The organism is Aeromonas sp. SG16 (assembly GCF_024436135.1).
GTDB lineage: Bacteria > Pseudomonadota > Gammaproteobacteria > Enterobacterales > Aeromonadaceae > Aeromonas > Aeromonas jandaei.
Genome location: NZ_JANFNW010000002.1, coordinates 619,170 through 635,246 on the forward strand (window position 1 = coordinate 619,170; position 16,077 = coordinate 635,246).

Here is a 16,077-nt window from a genome sequence, read left to right on the forward strand (position 1 = left end):
CCGTGAATAAATAAAGTAATTGATATAAAAAAGGAGCCGTTAAGGCTCCTTTTTTATCTGCTGATCGCGGTTTGTCAGCGCGCCGCCTTCACCGCCAGCCCCAGCTGCCACACCGCCATGGCGTAGTGGGTGCTGTGGTTGTAGCGGGTGATGGCGTAGAAGTTGGGCAGACCGTACCAGTATTGGTAGCCGGTGCCGACATCGAGGCGCAGCAGGCTCGCCTCGCTGTGGTTGCCAAGGCTGCTGGTGGGGGTCAGCCCGGCGCGACGCAGGGAAGCCACCGGGTAGCGGGTCTGGAAGCCGTGCTCATAGCCGGGCAGCTGGCCCTGACCACGCACCGCCACCGGTTGCCCCTTCTCCCAGCCGTGGGCCTTGAAGTAGTTGGCGACGCTGCCGATGGCATCCACCGGATCCCACAGGTTGGTGTGGCCGTTGCCGTCAAAATCCACCGCATAGCGCTGGAAGCTGGAGGGCATGAACTGGCCGTAGCCCATGGCACCGGCGTAGGAGCCCTTGGGTTCGGTGGGATCCATCCCCTCATCGCGGGTCATCACCAAGAAGGCTTCCAGTTCGCTGGTGAAGAACTCGGCTCTGCGCGGGTAATCAAACGCCAGGGTGGCCAGCGCATCCAGAATGCGGGTCTTGCCCATCACCCGGCCCCAGCGGGTCTCGACCCCGATAATGCCGACGATGATCTCGGGCGGCACTCCGTAGATCTGCTCCGCCCGATTGAGTTCGCTCGCGTATTCGCGCCAGAAGTTGACGCCGTTCTGTACGTTGTCCGGGGTGATGAACTTGGCGCGGTAGCGGTTCCAGGCGCCGGTCGGGCCGGTGGGCTTGGCGGTGGTCGGCGCTTGGGCATCCATCAGACGGATGATCCAGTCGTAGCGCTCTGCCTGCGCCAGCACCTGATGCAGCTGGGCGCTGTCAAAACCGTGCTTCTCGACCATCTTCTGGACGAATCTGTCCACATTGGTGCGATTGGCGAAGTCCCCTTTGCTCACCCCCTGGCTGTAAACGGGGCTGCGCGACGGCGTCTGGTTGATGAAGGCGCTCTTGGGTTGGGGGACGACCACGGGCTTGGCAGCCGGCGTGCTGCTGCAGCCACCGAGCAGAGGAAACAACGACAGAGTGAGAAGAGAGGCAAGGCGACGCATAGGGTTCTCAAGGAGACTGATAAAAGTGCCGCCATGGTAAAACATTGTCATCCGGGCGCAAGTGTTCCGTGCGCTGCACCCATCGCCAATTCATCGCGTGATGGATTAGCCCTCCGGTGAGGGCGGCACTGGTTAGCGCCGGGGGGAACGTAGCGTGTGGTAGCCGCTCCAGAGCCGGGTCAGGGTGGTGATGGCGCAGAGCAGGGCAAAGCCGTAGGCGAGCGGGGCGAAGGCGGCGGGCCACAGGCACATCAGCACGAACAGGGCGATGGTCTCGCTCCCCTCGGTGAGGCCGCCCAGATAGTAGAGGGATTTGTGGTGGTAGACCGGATTGTCGATGCCCCGCTTGCCCGCCATGATGGCAAACGCCAGAAAGCTCGAGCCGGTGCCCATAAAGGCAAACAGCAGGGTGGCGGCGGGCAGCGCATTGGCGGGGGCGGCGAGGGCAAAGCCCAGCACCACGGCGGCGTAGAAGATGAAATCCAGCGTGATGTCGAGAAAGCCACCGCAGTCGGTGATGCCGGTCTCCCGCGCCACGGCGCCGTCGAGCCCGTCCAGCAGCCGGTTGAACAGGATCGCCGCCAGCGCCCACTGATAGCAGCCAAAGGCCAGCAGCGGCAGCGCCAGCATGCCGATGGCAAAGCCGGTGAGGCTTATCTGGTTGGCGCTGACCCCGGCGCGGCAGAGCGGTTTGGCGAGCCGGGTGAGGGGGCTGCGGATAACGGGGATCAGGTGGCGGTCAAACAAGGTGAACTCCTCGGTCAAAAACGGGATTCGGTGAGCTGAAGTATGGTGCCCGGCGCGTCCTCTTCGTCGTGGGTCACCAGAATGGCGGGGATGGCCAGCGCCTTGATCTGCGCGAACACCAGTTCGCGAAAGGCGGCCCGCAGCGGCTTGTCGAGGCGGGAGAAGGGTTCGTCCAACAACAATGCCTCGGGCTCGGCCAGCAGGGCCCGCAACAGGCTGACGCGAGCCTTCTGGCCGCCTGAGAGCGCCCCCGGCAGCTTGTCCGCCTGACTTGTCAGATCCACCTGCGCCAGCGTAGCCACCGCCTTTTCTCGCCTCGCCCTGTGCCCTTTCACGCTGGCCGGCATGCCAAACATCAGGTTCTCCGCCACCGTCAGGTGGTCGAACAGCAGATCATCCTGAAACAGCATGCCGATGCGCCGCGCCTGGGGCGGCAGATGGGTGAGCCGGCGCTCGCCAAGGATCACGTCCCCCTCCAGCCGGATCGGGCCGCTTGCTGGCAGTACCCCCGCCAGCGCCGCCAACAGTGAGCTCTTGCCACAGCCGCTGGGGCCCATCAGGGTCAGCACCTCACCCGGCGCCACCTGCAGGGCGGGCAGCGAAAACAGCAGGTTTTCCTCCAGATAGAGGCGAAGAGGCGTGGTGCTCAGCATGGGGCTGTTGTCATGGTTGTTGTTCATCGTGAGCCGCCCCCCTTGAGCGCCGGATTGAGTTGCGCCGGCAGCCAGAGCGCCAGCAGATAGATAACGAGCGGCAGCAGCAGTTGCAGCAGGCCGTAGAGGCCCGCCAACCGCCGGTTGAGGCCGCTGCCGATGGCCACTGCCTCGGTGGTGATGGTGATCACCCGGCCTGCGCCAAACAGCAGGGTCGGCAGGTATTGGGCGAGGCTTACTGCAGCCCCCACCGCAAAAGCAAACAATAGCGGACGGGCCAGCAGCGGCCCTTTCACCTGCCACCAGGCTCGCCACGGGGTTGCCCCAAGCAGCAGGGCGCTCTGGGTGATCCGCGGGTCGAACTGGCGATAGGGGCCGTGCAGGCAGAGATAGACATAGGGAGAGACAAACAGCAGCTGGCTCCAGAGCACCCAGCCCCAGCCGATGCCATCGCCCCCCCATCCGAGACTGAACCAGTCCACCCCGAGCCGGATGCCGAACAGCAGGCTGGCCTGCGGCAGCAGCAGTGGCAGGCAGATGAGCCAGAGCGGCCAGGGGCGGCGGCGCGCCTGTGCCTCCAGACTCAGCACCGCCATCGCCAGCGCAATAGCACCGCTCGCCAGCGCCAGCAGGATGCTGGTGGCCAGCAGCGGCGACAGGGTCGGCAGCAGGTCGAGCCAATAACGGCCGCTCCACTGGCTCGGCCAGAGGGCGGGAAAAGGCCAGCGCCGGGCCAGCGACCAGATCAGCTGCGCCCCCAATACCGCAAGATTGATGGCGCACAGGGTCACCACGCTACCCGTGGCAAGGGTGCGGCCAAGAGCGCTTGGTTTTGAACGTCTGCCATCGAGCCAGCCGGGTTTGCCAAAGGTTCGATGGGCCAGCTCCAGCAGCCGCAGCAGGGCCAGCAGCAGCGCCGTAATGGCGAGCAGCAGCAGAGCGCCGCTGGCTGTGGCGCCGCGCCAGAGAAGATCAGGATCCTGATACCAGAGCCACAGGCGCACGGCCAGCGGGGCGGGGAGATCGGGCCCGAGCAGCTGGGCCAGATCCACTACGGCTACCCCGTAGGCGGCCACCGCGTAGAGGGGCAGACGCAGGGCTGGCCAGAGCGCCGGCAGCAGCAGGCGCCACCAGATCTGTGGGGCACTGAAACCCAGACTCGCCCCCAGCCACTGCTGGCGCGCCACCCTGGCGGGGTCTTGCACACCGAGCGCCATCAGCAGCAGGAAGGGGGTCTCCTTGAGGGTCAAGGCGAGAATGAGCCCAAGCCCGGCGGGATCGCGCAGGGTTTGCCAGTCGGGGGGCAGTTCAAACCCGGTGAGGGTCGGCGAGAGCAGGCGCAGCAACCAGCCGGAGGGGGCGAGCAGAAAGGCAAAGCCGATGGCAAAGGCGACGTGGGGCAGCGCCAGCAAGGGCGAGAGCAACCGACGCAGCCAGCCGAAGGCCCGGCTGTCACTGTGGGCCAGCAGCAGGGCGGTCAGCAGCAGGCTGGTGAGGGTCGAGGCGGCGCCAATCCACAGGCTCAGCAGTGCCGAGTGCCACAGGCCCGGTTGGGCCAGCAGCAATTGCAGATGGGGTTGGGTCAGCCCCTCAGCCTGCAGCAGCCAACCCCCCGCCAGCAATGGAAGGCCAAAAACCAGAGCACACCCTGCGGTGAACAGGGGGCGCCAACCGAGGGGAGCGTAGCCAAACCGGCTCATCAGTGGCCGTAGCGCTCGGCCCAGGCGGCTTCGAGCTTGAGCTGCCAGCTGGGGTGGGGCTCTGCCACGGCCTTGAAGCGCAGAGCCGGTTGTCCCTTGGCGGAGTCCGGCAGGGCATCGCTGCGCAGCACGCTGGGATCACCCCAGTACGCCGGATCAGCCTTGCGCGCCTGAGCGGCTGGGCTTAGCAGGAAGTTGGCGACCACCTTGGCCCCCGCGCGGGCGTTGGCGTTGAAGGGGATGGCGAGAAAATGGCTGTTGGTGAGCGACCCCTTTGCCATGGCGACCGCCTCGACGCTGGGGGGCAGGGCGCCAATCTGGGCGGCGCTCTGCGCCTCCTGCGGGTTGAAGCTGATGGCCATCGCCAGCTCGCCATCATCGAGCAGCTGGCGGGTTTCGGCGGCGCTGGCCGGAAACAGCTTGCCCTTGCGCCAGAGTGCCGGGTGCAGCTCATCGAGCCAGGCCCAGAGTGGAGCTGTGACCCTGATGAACTCGGCATCGGTCGCCTCCCGATAGAGAGGGGCGGGATCCGGCGTCAGCTCCAGCAAGATCTGCTTGAGAAAGCTGGAGCCGTGAAACTGGGGCGGCTTGGGATAGGTGAAGCGGCCGGGGTGGGCCTTGGCCCACGCAAGCAGGGCTGCAGCCGAGGTGGGGGGGCTGGTGACCTCTTCGGTGTCGACCATCAGATTGAGCTGGCCTATGCCCCAGGGGGCTTCCAGCCCGTCCACCGGCAGGGTGAAGTCCTCACTCACCGGCAGGCTGTTGTCTACCAGCACCATGTTGGGGAGCTCCCAGGTAAAGGGGGCTCCGAGCAGCCCCTGCTCCTTGAGCGCCTTGAAGTTCTCGCCGTTGACCCAGAGCAGGTCGATGGGGCCGCCAGTTTGCTTGCCCGCCTGCTTGTTGGCCAGCAGCTGGCTGACGCTCTGGGCTATGTCATCCACCTTCACCTGCACCAGCTTGACCTGATAGTCGCGCGCCAGCTCCTGCCCGGCCCACACCAGATAGGCGTTGATCTCCGGGCTGCCGCCCCAGGCATTGAAGTAGACGGTCTGCCCTTTGGCCTCATCAAGGGTCTGCTGCCACAGCGGGTTGCCGGCGGCGTTGGCCTGAGTGACGAGAAGAGTGCCTGCCAGCAGGGGCAGGGCGCACAACAGCTGTTTGAACGAGGGCAATGAGTGTCGCATCCGGGTTACCTGGAGTTGGGTCTGGCGCCGCGGCGCCAGCGGTGATAACGGGTCAGCAGAGCCAGCAGGGTGGCGGGCTGACGGGCCCGTCGCCACTCGCCCGCCAGATACTTGTTCCCCTCCATAAGGGTGGGGTAGGCGTGAATGGTGGCGAGGATCTTGCCAAGGCCGAGGCGGTGGCGCATGGCGAGTACGAACTCGGCGATCCGCTCGCCGGCGTGAGTGCCCACTATGGTGGCACCCAGGATCTGATCCTTGCCGGGTACGGTGAGCACCTCGATAAAGCCCTGACGCTCGCCATCGGCGATGGCTCTGTCCAGCTCGGCCAGCTCGAAGCGGGTCAGCTCGAAGGGGATGCCCTGCACCCTGGCCTCTTTCTGGTTGAGGCCGACCCGGGCGATTTCTGGCGTGGTGTAGATGGCGGCCGGCATGACCCGATAGTCAGCCCGAAAGCGCTTGAACGGGCTGAACAGGGCGTTGACCGCCGCATACCAGCCCTGATGGGCGGCGGCATGGGTGAGCTGGTAAGGGCCCGCTACGTCCCCCACCGCCAGAATGCTGGGGTAGTTGGTGGCAAGGAAATCATCAACCGCCACCGTGCCGCGCGGGGTCAGCTCCACCCCCAGCTCTTCGAGCCCGAAGCCGCTGACGTTGGCGACCCGACCCAGTGCCAGCAGCAGCTGATCCCCTGCAATGGTTTGCATCTCGTCGCCCCGGCGCAGTTGCAGCCGGATGGGGAGATCCCCCTCAGCCGCAGGCAGATAGTCGGCTCGCTCGGCGCGCCAGCCGGTGAGCACCCGTACGCCGTCGTGGGCCAGCTGTTCCGTCAGCAGCTCGGCCACCTCCCGCTCTTCGCGGGGCAGCAGCTGATCCGAGAGTTCTACCAGGGTCACGGGCACCCCAAGCAGGGCAAAACTCTGGGCCAGCTCGCAGCCGATGGGGCCGCCGCCCAGCACCAGCAACTGGCGCGGCGCAGTGCGCAGTTGCCAGAGGGTGTCGGAGGTGAGCCAAGGCACCTGCTCAAGGCCCGGCAGCTTGGGCACCAGCGGCCGGGCGCCGGTGGCGATAACGATATGACGGCTGGCAAGGCGTTGGCCGTTAACCTCCACCTCCCAGGGGGAGACCAGGCTTGCCTCCCCTTGGATACACTCCACCCCCAGCCCCTGATAGCGCTCGATGGAGTCGTGGGGTTCGACCTCCTTGATGACGCGGGCGACCCGTTCCATGACGGCGGCGAAATCGGCGCTGGCTAGGCTTGGGCCAAAGCCCAGTTCACTGGCTCGTCGCTGTTCGGCGGCAAAGCGGGCACTTCGGATCAGCGCCTTGGAGGGGACGCAGCCGCTGTTGAGGCAATCGCCGCCCATCTTGTGCTTCTCGATGAGCGCCACCTTGGCCTTCACCGCTGCGGCGATATAGCTGGTCACAAGACCGCCGGCCCCGGCGCCAATCACCAGCAGGTTGTAGTCATAGCGGGTCGGTTTGCGGTAGGGGGCGTGCAGCCGATGCAGGGCGAGACGCCGCTGCAGGCCCTTGAGCAACATCGGCATCAGGCCGAGCAGGGTCAGTGCCACCATCAGGCCGGGGGAGAGGATATTGCCGGTGCTGGTGAGGTTGGCAAGCTCGCTGCCTGCCAGCACATAGACGAAGGTGCCGGGCAGCATGCCAAGCTGGCTCACCCAGTAGTAGGTGCTGACTCTGATAGGGGTGAGCCCCATCAGCAGGTTGACCAGAAAGAAGGGGAAGATGGGGATGAGGCGCAGGCTCAGCAGATAAAGCGCCCCTTCCTTCTGCATGCCGGCCTGCAAGTTGGCCAGCTTGTCACCAAAGCGCCGCTCGACCCAGTCGCGCAGCAGAAAGCGGGCGATGAGAAAGGCCAGGGTCGCGCCAATGCTGCTGGCAAAGGAGACCAACAGCAGCCCCCAGGCAACGCCAAACACGGCGCTGCCGGCCAGAGTGAGCAGGCTGGCGCCGGGCAGGGAGAGGGCTGTGCTCACCACATAGACGGCGACGAACAGCAGGGTGGCGCTGACGAAATGGCGGTCGACCAGGGCGGCCAGCTCGGCCTGACGGGCCTGCAGCTGGGGCAGGCTCAGGTAGTGACCAAGGTCGAAGGCGAAAAAGGCGCCGATGAGGCAGCCCATCATCAGCACCAGCAGCAGGCGGGCTCCTCTCATCAGGCGTCCTTGCTATCCGGTTGCGGACGCACTGGCTGCACAGGCAGTTGGCAGAATCCCTGCGGGGCGATATCGAGGGCGGCGTTGAACTTGGCCGACATGTTCTGGAAGGCGATGAGGCCGGTCAGTTCCACCATGGCGTCGTCGTCGAACCAGGGCTTGAGACGGGCGGCCTGCTCATCGCTGACCCCATCGAGGCCAGTCATCGCCTCGGTGTAGTCGAGCACGGCCCGCTCCCGCTCGTCGAACAGCGGGCTTTCGCGCCAGTTGGCGAGCGCCTCCACCTTCTCGCTGGAGCCTGCGCGCTTGATGAGGGTCATGGCATTGATGTCGACGCAAAAGCGGCACCAGTTGAGCTGGGAGACCCGCACCGTCACCAGAGAGCGCAGCACGGGATCGATGGGAGAGCGCTTGCGGTTGATGACGCCATAGAGGGTGGCGACGGCGGCAAACAGGCGTGGCGATCGGCCCCAGCACTTGCCCGGAATCAGCACCTGACCGTAGTTGCGCTGTTGCAGCCAGAAAAAGGGGCGGATAAACCAGGCATATTCCCGATCGGGTTTCACCTCGACGCGCATTGATGACCTTCTTATTGCTTCAAATTGGGTTTGTAGGCCTGACCCAGCCGCTCGTTGAGGCGGATCAGAAAATCTTCGATCCGTGCCCGGTTGGTACCCAGGTCGCTCTGGCCCTGACGGGAGGCTGAGCGCATGTCGATGCGGGTTTCGCTGGGGCCGACAAAGACTCGCAGCGCCACATCATCCTGAAAACCGAACCAGCCGGTGGTGGCCACCGCATCGAGGCCATCAGGGCTTGGCCGCACCTGCCAGCCGAGCTGCTCCATCAGGGCGTGGGCCTCGGTGATCACCTCGGCCGGGGAGGCCTTGGTATAGAGAGGACCGGGTTTACCCTCAAATGCTTTCAACGGAGCCGGATTAATCGGCAGATCCTGCGCCGTTCTGAGCTCGCTGGCCCAGCGCAACAGGGGTGGGTTGTAAGGATCCGTACTGACATCGTTGACCAGCGGTACGCGCAGCGCCTGTACCACAAAGGCCAGAGGCAACAGCAGCGGCACGGCGCCCCAGCCATTGGCGTGTCGGCTGCGGCACCAGGGCAGGCGCACCAGCAACACCAGAGAGATGATGGCGCCAAGCAGGCAGAGGGTAAACCCGAGCCACCAGGGCCAGAGATGAAAGCGGCTGCCAAGAGCCCCTGCCAAAGGGAGCAACCAGGCCAGCAGTGGCCACCTGTATAAGCTGGGCATAGCGCGGGATCCATCCTCGAAGTGCGGAACGTGCCGAGAAGAATAAACTTAATAGCCTGATAACGTTAGTAAATTCGTATGGGCTCAGGGGGCTTTTGGCCCATGAGTCAAGGGAGACGGTAAAACAGCGCGAGGCCCGTTGCAAACGGGCCTCGCTGGAAGGGGATTGGGTCGCGCTGACGGGATTGATCAGTTGCGATAGAGCACCTTGATAAGGTGGAAGCCGAACTTGGTGCGCACTGGCCCCAGTACCTTGAGCAGCTCGCCCTTGAATACCGCATCGTCAAAGGGCTTGACCATATCCCCTTTGTTGAACTCCCCCAAATCGCCGCAGCGTTTGGCAGAGGCACAGGTGGAGAAGCGCTTGGCCATCTGGCCGAAGTCGGCGCCCTTTTCGATCTTCTCCTTGATCTCCAGACACTGTTTTTCGGTCTTGACCAGAATGTGCTGGGCACAGGCTTTTTTCATCGGGCGCTCCTCGGGTATTGGGGTTGGCAAATCGGGGGCGCAAGGTTACCTCAATTGGCCGCGTCCGTCAGCCGCCAGTGCAGCTTTGGGCCGTGCCTGCCAGATTATCTCCAGCCCGAGCAGGGCGTAGAGGCTCCAGATGGCCAGCGGATTGAGCCACTTGCCGCCCAGTTGCAGGGTCATCAGGGCGCCGGCTGCCAGCAGCAGGGTGATCCCCGGCAGGCGCCAGTAAGCGGGCAGCGGTGCCAGCAGAGCCATGGCTAGCAGGATCCCGAGGCCAAACGGCAGGTTGAGGGCGGTAAAGGCCAGCGCCTGCTGGCCACTCATGCCGGTCAGCAGGGCCAGCAGGGCGCTGCAACAGGCGAGAAAGGTAATGAACTCGAGACGATCGGCAATATAGTCAGCCATCTGTTCGCTACGTGCATGCATGATGTGTCTCCTTTAAATTGCTGACTTCAAGTGTGGGGCAGGGGGGGCGACAAGGGGAGCGGGATAATTCGATTGCCCTGAACGAGCATTTCTTAACCGAAATGGGTTGTGTGCTCCGGGGCACACCCATTCGACGAGATTCTGCCGCAAAAGCGCGCTATGGAACCCGGCTGCCGACAAACCCTGTCGCATGTTGTTTTACGTTCCATTGCTGGCGGGAATCCGGACGTAGCGGGTATGTGGAACTGGTAAGCGCGGCATTGGGGTGAAATGAAGGCTGGGGTCGGCGTTTTTTAACCCGGCGATGTGCGCCAGAGCGGATGATTTGTAGCCAACGCCTTCAAAGATATGGTGAATTTGCCACGGATGCCGCACTGTTGCCAGCCGGTGCCTATGTTAGGATAGGGCTCGCAATTTGCTGGGGCGCTCCGTTTCTCTGCTTCCGATGTGCCGTGAGCCGCTCCGCCATCTTAACCAATTTTCAGGAATATTGACCTTTGACAGGATGCAATCCGTCCCTGCTGACAGGGAGTTCGCTCTTTGGCTCAGCCCTTCGACGTAGCCTCCTGGTGCTCGGGTTGGGCCTTATGCTGTCGTTGATGGCCACCCCCGCACTGGCTGCCAAGCTCACCTATCAGGTCAAGGGGCTGAAAGGGGAGAACAAGGATAACGTTGAAGCCTACCTCAACGCCTTGCCCGTCTATCAGGAGCGGCAATACCGCCCGGCTCGCGCCAAAATCACCGAGAGCGTGCAAAAGGCGCTGCAGGTGTATGGCTACTACCAGCCCAAGATCACCCTGAGCCGCGACAAGAAAGCCCCGTCCAAAGTGATGATTGAGGTGGACAAGGGGGAACCGGTCATCGTCTCGCGCCTCGATATTCTGCTGGAGGGGGATGCCGGCAGCGACGAGGTCTACAGCGCCCTGCTCGATCAGTTGCCGCTCAAAGAGGGTGACCCCCTCAACCATGCCAAATATGAGTCGATCAAGGCGGATCTGGGCAGCCTCGGGCTGGCCCGCGGTTACTTCGATGCCAAGCTGGGCAAGAGTCAGGTCAAGGTGTTCCCGGACAAGGGGACGGCGGAGATCTACATCCTCTTCCAGTCAGGCCATCGCTACCACTTTGGCGAGATCCGCTACGACGCCACCCCCGAGGCGCTCCATCTTATTCGGCCGCTTATCAACATCAAGAGCGGTGACCCCTATCTCGCCATTCGTCTGGCCGAGATGTCGCAGGATGTCTCCTCCACCAAGCTGTTCCGTCAGGTCGATATCAAGCCGGTGCTGAGCGAGGCGAGCAACTATCGGGTGCCTATCTCGGTGACGCTGGACAACCGGGTCGATCACGAGATCGAGACCGGTATCGGCTACGCCACCGACGTGGGGCCGCGGATGAGCGCCACCTGGGAGAAGCCCTGGGTCAACCGCTATGGCCACCGCCTCTTTGCCACCGCCAAGGTCTCCCAGCCGGAGGCCGAGCTCAGCTTCGACTACCAGATCCCGGTGGGCAACCCGCTGCGGGACTACTACTCGATCCAGACCGGTTACCAGTACAAGGACAACAACGATACCCGCTCTGACCTGACGACCGTCGGTGTGCACCGCTGGACGCGGCGGCCGGAGAGCTGGGACCGTGACGTCTTTATCCGGCTGGAAAACGAAATCTATACCCAGGGTGCCGACGAGGGGAACAGCTTGCTGCTGATCCCCGGAGTCTCCTGGTCGCGGCTGCGGGTGCGTGGCGGTCTGGTGCCCGACTGGGGGGATCGCCAGCAGCTGACGCTGGAGTTCTCCGACCCCACCTGGGGCTCCGACATCAGCTTTATGCGGGTGTGGGGGCGCAGCAAATGGCTGCGTACTCTGGGGGATAACCACAGATTCCTGATGCGTGCCGAGCAGGGGGCCATCATAGGCGACAGCTTCTCGCTGGTGCCGCCGTCGTTGCGTTTCTTTACCGGTGGTGATCAGACGGTGCGCGGCTTTGGCTACGAGACCATCTCGCCGACCGGCTCGGACGGCAAGCTGACCGGTGGCCGCTACACCAGCGTCGCCAGCATGGAGTACAACTACCGCTTCAGCGACAAATGGCTGGGAGCCCTGTTTGTGGATGGCGGTACCGCCACCAACGACTACAGCGAGCCGTGGAAGATTGGTACCGGTGTCGGTGTGCGCTGGGTGACCCCTATCGGTCAGGTCAGGCTGGATCTGGCGGTCGGGGTATCGGAAGAGGACAAGCCCTTGCGGCTGCATTTCGCATTGGGGCCTGAATTATGATCTGGGTAAAACGCATCTTTCTCTGGCTGATGGGGCTGATTTTCCTGCTGCTCATCGGCGTCAGCCTGCTGGGATTCACCCATCAGGGCAACAAGTGGTTGTGGCAGCAGGCCCGGGCGGCGCTGCCCTCTCTCAAGGGGGAGCTGGTCGCGGGCCAGCTTGGCTATGGCTGGACTCTGGAAGGGGTGGGTTGGCAGGATGAGCTGGTGGATGTCACCGTCGATCGCGCCGTGCTCGACTGGGATCTTGGCAAACTGCTGCAGGGCAAACTCTGGATCAAATCGCTTGAAGTGACCCATCCGGTGGTGAAGGTGGCTGACTCGGAGCCTGCCCCGGAAGAGCCGTCGGAGCCTTTTGTCTGGCATCCGCTTCCCCTCAAAATTCAGGTCGACAGCCTCAAGGTGGCTGACCTCGATCTGGCGGTACCCGGTGTTGCCGTGACGCTGGGATCCCTCGATATCGGCGCCACCCTCAATCGCAAGGGGTTGATCGTGCGCGGGCCGGTGCTCGACAAGCTGAGCGTGACCATTGCTGATGCCCCTGCCAGCACCTCAGCCAGGGCGCCGGCTCAGGCCAGCGGCAAGGTCGCAAGTTCCCCGGTAGCAAAGAGCGAAGCCAAGGGTGATAGCGATAAGGCGCCCAAGATAGCGAAAGCTAGCAACGACAAGGCAGCGAAGGCAGAACCCATAGTGCTGCCCGCCATCCATCTGCCATTCCCCATCCAGCTTGAAGGGGTGAGTGCTACCCAGGTGCAATACAAGCAGGGCGAGCTGATCGAAGGGATCGACAAGTTGCAGCTCTCAGCCAGTGCCATCGGCGAGCGTATCGAGGTGCGCGAGCTGTCGCTGCGCCACGCCATGGCGGATCTGGCGCTCAAGGGCAATATCCGACTGGGAGATGACTATCCGCTGGCGGTGACGCTGGATGCCAAGGCTCGCAAGGGGCTGCTTGATGGTGAGCTGCAGGGTGAGCAGGCGACCCTGACCTTGGGTGGCTCGGTTGGCAAGTTGGCACTGACGCTGGCCGCCAAGGGGCCGGTTGCTGCCAACCTCAAGGGATCTCTGGCCGCGCTCGACCCGGATCTGCCCTTCGATCTGGCTCTCGACTGGAAGAGCCTCGGCTGGCCGTTGCACAAGCCTGCCAAAGATGAGCCGAACTATCGGCTGGATAAAGGGAGCCTGACCGCCAAGGGCAAGCTCTCCGGCTATCAATTTGCTCTTAATACCTCCGGCAAGGGCGCCGATGTCCCTCCCTTCAAGGTTGCGCTGGAAGGTAAGGGGGATCTGGATCGGCTCAGCAAGATCGCCTTGCAGCTCAACGCCCTCAAGGGGGAGCTCAAACTCGATGGCAAGCTCGCCTGGAACAAGGGGATCGAATGGCAGGGGACGACCCTGTTCAAGGGGATCAATCCGGCCGAATTGTTGCCCGAGCTCAAGGGGACTCTGGCGGGAGAGCTGGAGAGCCGATTTGCGATGAACGAGGCGGGCCACTGGGAGCTCAACCTGCCCAAGCTCAAGATCGATGGCAAGCTCAACCAGTATCCGCTGGCCCTCAAGGGTGAGCTGCGCGGCAACGACAAGATGGAGTGGCAGATCCCGACCCTCTCGCTGCAAAGTGGCCCGAACCAGCTGCAGGCCAAGGGGAGCATAGCCCCCGCTCGCTGGCAGCTGGATGCGGCACTGGATGCGCCCCAGCTTGGCGGCATCTATCCCGGTCTGAAGGGGGATATCAAAGGGCAGGTTAAGGTAAGCGGTAACCAGCAGACCCCCAGAGTGGCAGCCGACTTGACCGCCGGCCGTCTCTACTACGCGGGAACCAATCTCGGTGGCATTACCCTCAAGGGCAACGGCGCGCTGGGGGCCAAGCCCGCTGGCGAGCTGTCACTCTCGGTTGCCGAGTTGACCCAGGGTGCCACCAAGCTGAGCCAGCTGCAGCTCAATCTGAACGGTGATTTCAACCAGCATCAGCTGACCCTGACCATGAAGGGTGACCCTGTTGCGGCCAACTTCAAACTGGCGGGCGGTATGCGCGGGGATCACTGGCGTGGCGCTCTCTCCGAGCTCAAGCTCAAAACCCCGCTGCGCCGCTGGGATCTCACCTCGCCCTGGGATCTGGACGTGGATCTGCCGCGCCAGCGCGTGGCGATGGGGGATCTCTGCCTTGGTTCGCAAGGGGCCAGCCTCTGCGTGAAACGAAGCCAGGTGTCGGCAGCACAAGGCTCGCTGGAGTTTGCACTGGCCGGGTTTGACCTCAAGCGGTTGCGTCCCTGGTTGCCGGACAACTTTAGCTGGCAGGCGGTGCTCTCTGCCGACGGCCGGGCCAGCTGGCGCGGCAATCAGCCGACCCTGCATGCGGTGGTGCGCACCACGCCTGGCACCTTTGTCACCGATGATCTCAAAACCGACTACCAGCAGCTGGCGCTGGGCCTTGATTTCGAGCGGCAGCAGGCGGCCATTCGTCTCGACTTTGCCTCCAGGCAGATCGGCAATATCGATACCGAACTGTTGATCAGGGAGCCTGCCGGTCGCGGTCTGCTCGGCGGCCAGCTCAAGTTTGATGATCTCAAACTCGACACCTTTGCCCCGCTCATTCCGGAGGTGCGCTCCCTGCACGGGGTCATCTCGGCCAATGCCCGTTTTGATGGCACTTTGGCGGCGCCGCTGCTGTTTGGTCAGCTCAACCTGATCGATGGCGAGGTGCAGACCCACTCCGACATGGTGACCCTGACCAAGCTGGTGACCCGCCTCAAGATCGAAGGCAACCGGGCCGAGCTGGATGGTTCCATGCTGGTTGGCAAGGGGCCGCTGGCGCTGGGGGGCTGGCTCAGCTGGGCCAAGATGCCGGTGACCGGCAGCCTCACCATTCAGGGCAAGGAGCTGGAGGCGCAGTATCCGGGGATGGGGCGGGTGAAGGTTTCCCCCGATATCGCCGTCTCACTGGGTGACGAAACCCGGGTGACCGGTCAGGTGGATATCCCCTGGGCACGCATTCTGGTCAAGAGCCTGCCTGACTCTGCGGTCGCCGTCTCTGACGATGTCACCGTGGTTTATGACGACCTGCCCCCACCACCCAAGCAGACCAGCCTGCCGCTGGCGATGAAGGTGGCAATCCGTCTTGGCAACGATGTGAAGCTGGAGGCGATGGGGCTCAAGACCGATGTATCGGGCGGCCTCAATATTCGTCAGGATCCGGGCAAGCCGCTGGCAGGCAATGGTCAGCTGGTGCTCACCAATGGTCGCTTCAAGGCCTATGGCCAGAACCTGATCATCAAGGAGGGGCGGATCCTCTTCTCCGGCCCGCTCGATCGCCCCTTCCTCAATATCGAGGCGTACCGTGATCCCGATACCATCGAGGGGCAGGTGACGGTCGGGGTGCGGGTGACCGGCCCGGCCAGCAAGCCGGCGATCAACGTCTACTCCGAGCCGCAGATGGCGCAGTCGGAACAGCTCTCCTACCTGCTGCGCGGTAAAGGGTTGCAAACTACCGGGGAAGATGGCGGTTTCAACGGTCTGCTGGTGGCGGGGGCGGTCAGTCAGGCCAATGGGGTGGTGTCCAGTATTGGCGAGTCGCTCGGGATGAGCGATGTTTCCCTCGATACGGCAGGCAGTGGCGACAACACCCAGGTGACCCTGTCGGCCTATCTGCTGCCGGGCCTGCAGTTCCAGTACGGGGTCGGGGTGTTCAGCCCCATCGCCGAGTTCAAGCTGCGCTACGAACTGCTGCCACGCCTCTATCTGCAGGCGATGAGCGGGGTGGCACAGGCGGTGGATATTTTCTATCGCTTCACTCTCTGATGGCGGTGAGAACTGAACAACGGGAGGCTCTGGCCTCCCGTTTTTATGGCTTGCTCGCCAACAGGCAAATGGCGCTAAAGGTTGGGAGTGCAGAGGGATAACGGGTTGGACGGGCCAGAAAAGCGAAAACCCGGCGCTAGGCCGGGTTTTCTGAATGATGGTGGAGGGAGAAGGATTCGAACCTTCGAAGGCAGAGCCGTCAGATTTACAGTCTGATCCCTTTGGCCGCTCGGG

General features: G+C 63.6%; 12 protein-coding genes. 2 read left to right on the forward strand and 10 right to left on the reverse strand.

Going from position 1 to position 16,077, the window contains the following annotated elements; genetic code table 11:
- Positions 1-74 precede the first annotated feature (74 nt).
- The 10 genes from mltB to NOM67_RS09985 all read right to left on the reverse strand — a co-directional run bounded on the left by mltB (position 75) and on the right by NOM67_RS09985 (position 9,776).
- Positions 75-1,157 (reverse strand): lytic murein transglycosylase B, encoded by a 1,083-nt coding sequence (gene mltB, locus NOM67_RS09940; protein WP_042032420.1) that lies wholly within the window; start codon positions 1,155-1,157, stop codon positions 75-77.
- 132 nt (positions 1,158-1,289) lie between these two features.
- Entirely contained in the window at positions 1,290-1,904 is a 615-nt protein-coding gene (locus NOM67_RS09945) for a CDP-alcohol phosphatidyltransferase family protein (protein ID WP_139395199.1), read from the reverse strand.
- Positions 1,905-1,918: 14 nt separating this feature from the next.
- Positions 1,919-2,557: an ATP-binding cassette domain-containing protein gene (locus NOM67_RS09950; protein ID WP_255936539.1), complete on the reverse strand. Its 639-nt coding sequence runs from the start codon at positions 2,555-2,557 to the stop codon at positions 1,919-1,921.
- A 23-nt stretch (positions 2,558-2,580) separates the two neighbouring features.
- The gene (locus NOM67_RS09955) at positions 2,581-4,257 is read right to left on the reverse strand and encodes an ABC transporter permease (protein ID WP_255936497.1); all 1,677 of its coding nucleotides are present in this window, start codon (positions 4,255-4,257) and stop codon (positions 2,581-2,583) included.
- Positions 4,257-5,441 (reverse strand): ABC transporter substrate-binding protein, encoded by a 1,185-nt coding sequence (locus NOM67_RS09960; RefSeq protein WP_255936500.1) that lies wholly within the window; start codon positions 5,439-5,441, stop codon positions 4,257-4,259. Before NOM67_RS09960 ends, NOM67_RS09955 begins: the two co-directional genes overlap by 1 nt.
- A 5-nt stretch (positions 5,442-5,446) precedes the next feature.
- Complete coding sequence (locus NOM67_RS09965; protein WP_255936503.1) at positions 5,447-7,615, reverse strand: FAD-dependent oxidoreductase; 2,169 nt, start codon at positions 7,613-7,615, stop codon at positions 5,447-5,449.
- The gene (locus NOM67_RS09970) at positions 7,615-8,193 is read right to left on the reverse strand and encodes a carboxymuconolactone decarboxylase family protein (RefSeq protein ID WP_255936506.1); all 579 of its coding nucleotides are present in this window, start codon (positions 8,191-8,193) and stop codon (positions 7,615-7,617) included. Before NOM67_RS09970 ends, NOM67_RS09965 begins: the two co-directional genes overlap by 1 nt.
- A gap of 11 nt (positions 8,194-8,204) precedes the next feature.
- On the reverse strand, positions 8,205-8,879 hold the full coding sequence (locus tag NOM67_RS09975; protein ID WP_071911737.1) for a DUF1499 domain-containing protein: 675 nt from the start codon (positions 8,877-8,879) through the stop codon (positions 8,205-8,207).
- Positions 8,880-9,068: 189 nt separating this feature from the next.
- Positions 9,069-9,347, reverse strand: a complete 279-nt coding sequence (locus NOM67_RS09980) for a peptidylprolyl isomerase (RefSeq protein WP_042032429.1) — start codon at positions 9,345-9,347, stop codon at positions 9,069-9,071.
- Positions 9,348-9,392: 45 nt separating this feature from the next.
- A complete protein-coding gene (locus NOM67_RS09985) occupies positions 9,393-9,776 on the reverse strand; it encodes a hypothetical protein (RefSeq protein ID WP_255936511.1) in 384 nt (127 codons plus the stop codon).
- 497 nt (positions 9,777-10,273) lie between these two features.
- Here NOM67_RS09985 and NOM67_RS09990 point away from each other — a divergent pair, with 497 nt between their 5' ends.
- Together NOM67_RS09990 and NOM67_RS09995 are read left to right on the forward strand one after the other, a co-directional pair.
- Positions 10,274-12,049 carry an autotransporter assembly complex family protein gene (locus tag NOM67_RS09990; RefSeq protein ID WP_156852130.1) on the forward strand — a complete coding sequence of 592 codons (1,776 nt, stop codon included), beginning with the start codon at positions 10,274-10,276 and terminating at the stop codon, positions 12,047-12,049.
- A complete protein-coding gene (locus NOM67_RS09995) occupies positions 12,046-15,843 on the forward strand; it encodes a translocation/assembly module TamB domain-containing protein (RefSeq protein ID WP_255936514.1) in 3,798 nt (1,265 codons plus the stop codon). Before NOM67_RS09990 ends, NOM67_RS09995 begins: the two co-directional genes overlap by 4 nt.
- The last annotated feature ends 234 nt before the right edge of the window (positions 15,844-16,077 follow it).

Coding starts and splice junctions, on each gene's coding strand:
- NOM67_RS09995 (WP_255936514.1), top strand. CDS start 12,046: ATGATCTGGGTAAAACGCATCTTTCTCTGGCTGATGGGGCTGATTTTC.
- NOM67_RS09960 (WP_255936500.1), bottom strand. CDS start 5,441: ATGCGACACTCATTGCCCTCGTTCAAACAGCTGTTGTGCGCCCTGCCC.
- NOM67_RS09970 (WP_255936506.1), bottom strand. CDS start 8,193: ATGCGCGTCGAGGTGAAACCCGATCGGGAATATGCCTGGTTTATCCGC.
- mltB (WP_042032420.1), bottom strand. CDS start 1,157: ATGCGTCGCCTTGCCTCTCTTCTCACTCTGTCGTTGTTTCCTCTGCTC.
- NOM67_RS09985 (WP_255936511.1), bottom strand. CDS start 9,776: ATGCATGCACGTAGCGAACAGATGGCTGACTATATTGCCGATCGTCTC.
- NOM67_RS09980 (WP_042032429.1), bottom strand. CDS start 9,347: ATGAAAAAAGCCTGTGCCCAGCACATTCTGGTCAAGACCGAAAAACAG.
- NOM67_RS09950 (WP_255936539.1), bottom strand. CDS start 2,557: ATGCTGAGCACCACGCCTCTTCGCCTCTATCTGGAGGAAAACCTGCTG.
- NOM67_RS09965 (WP_255936503.1), bottom strand. CDS start 7,615: ATGAGAGGAGCCCGCCTGCTGCTGGTGCTGATGATGGGCTGCCTCATC.
- NOM67_RS09955 (WP_255936497.1), bottom strand. CDS start 4,257: ATGAGCCGGTTTGGCTACGCTCCCCTCGGTTGGCGCCCCCTGTTCACC.
- NOM67_RS09975 (WP_071911737.1), bottom strand. CDS start 8,879: ATGCCCAGCTTATACAGGTGGCCACTGCTGGCCTGGTTGCTCCCTTTG.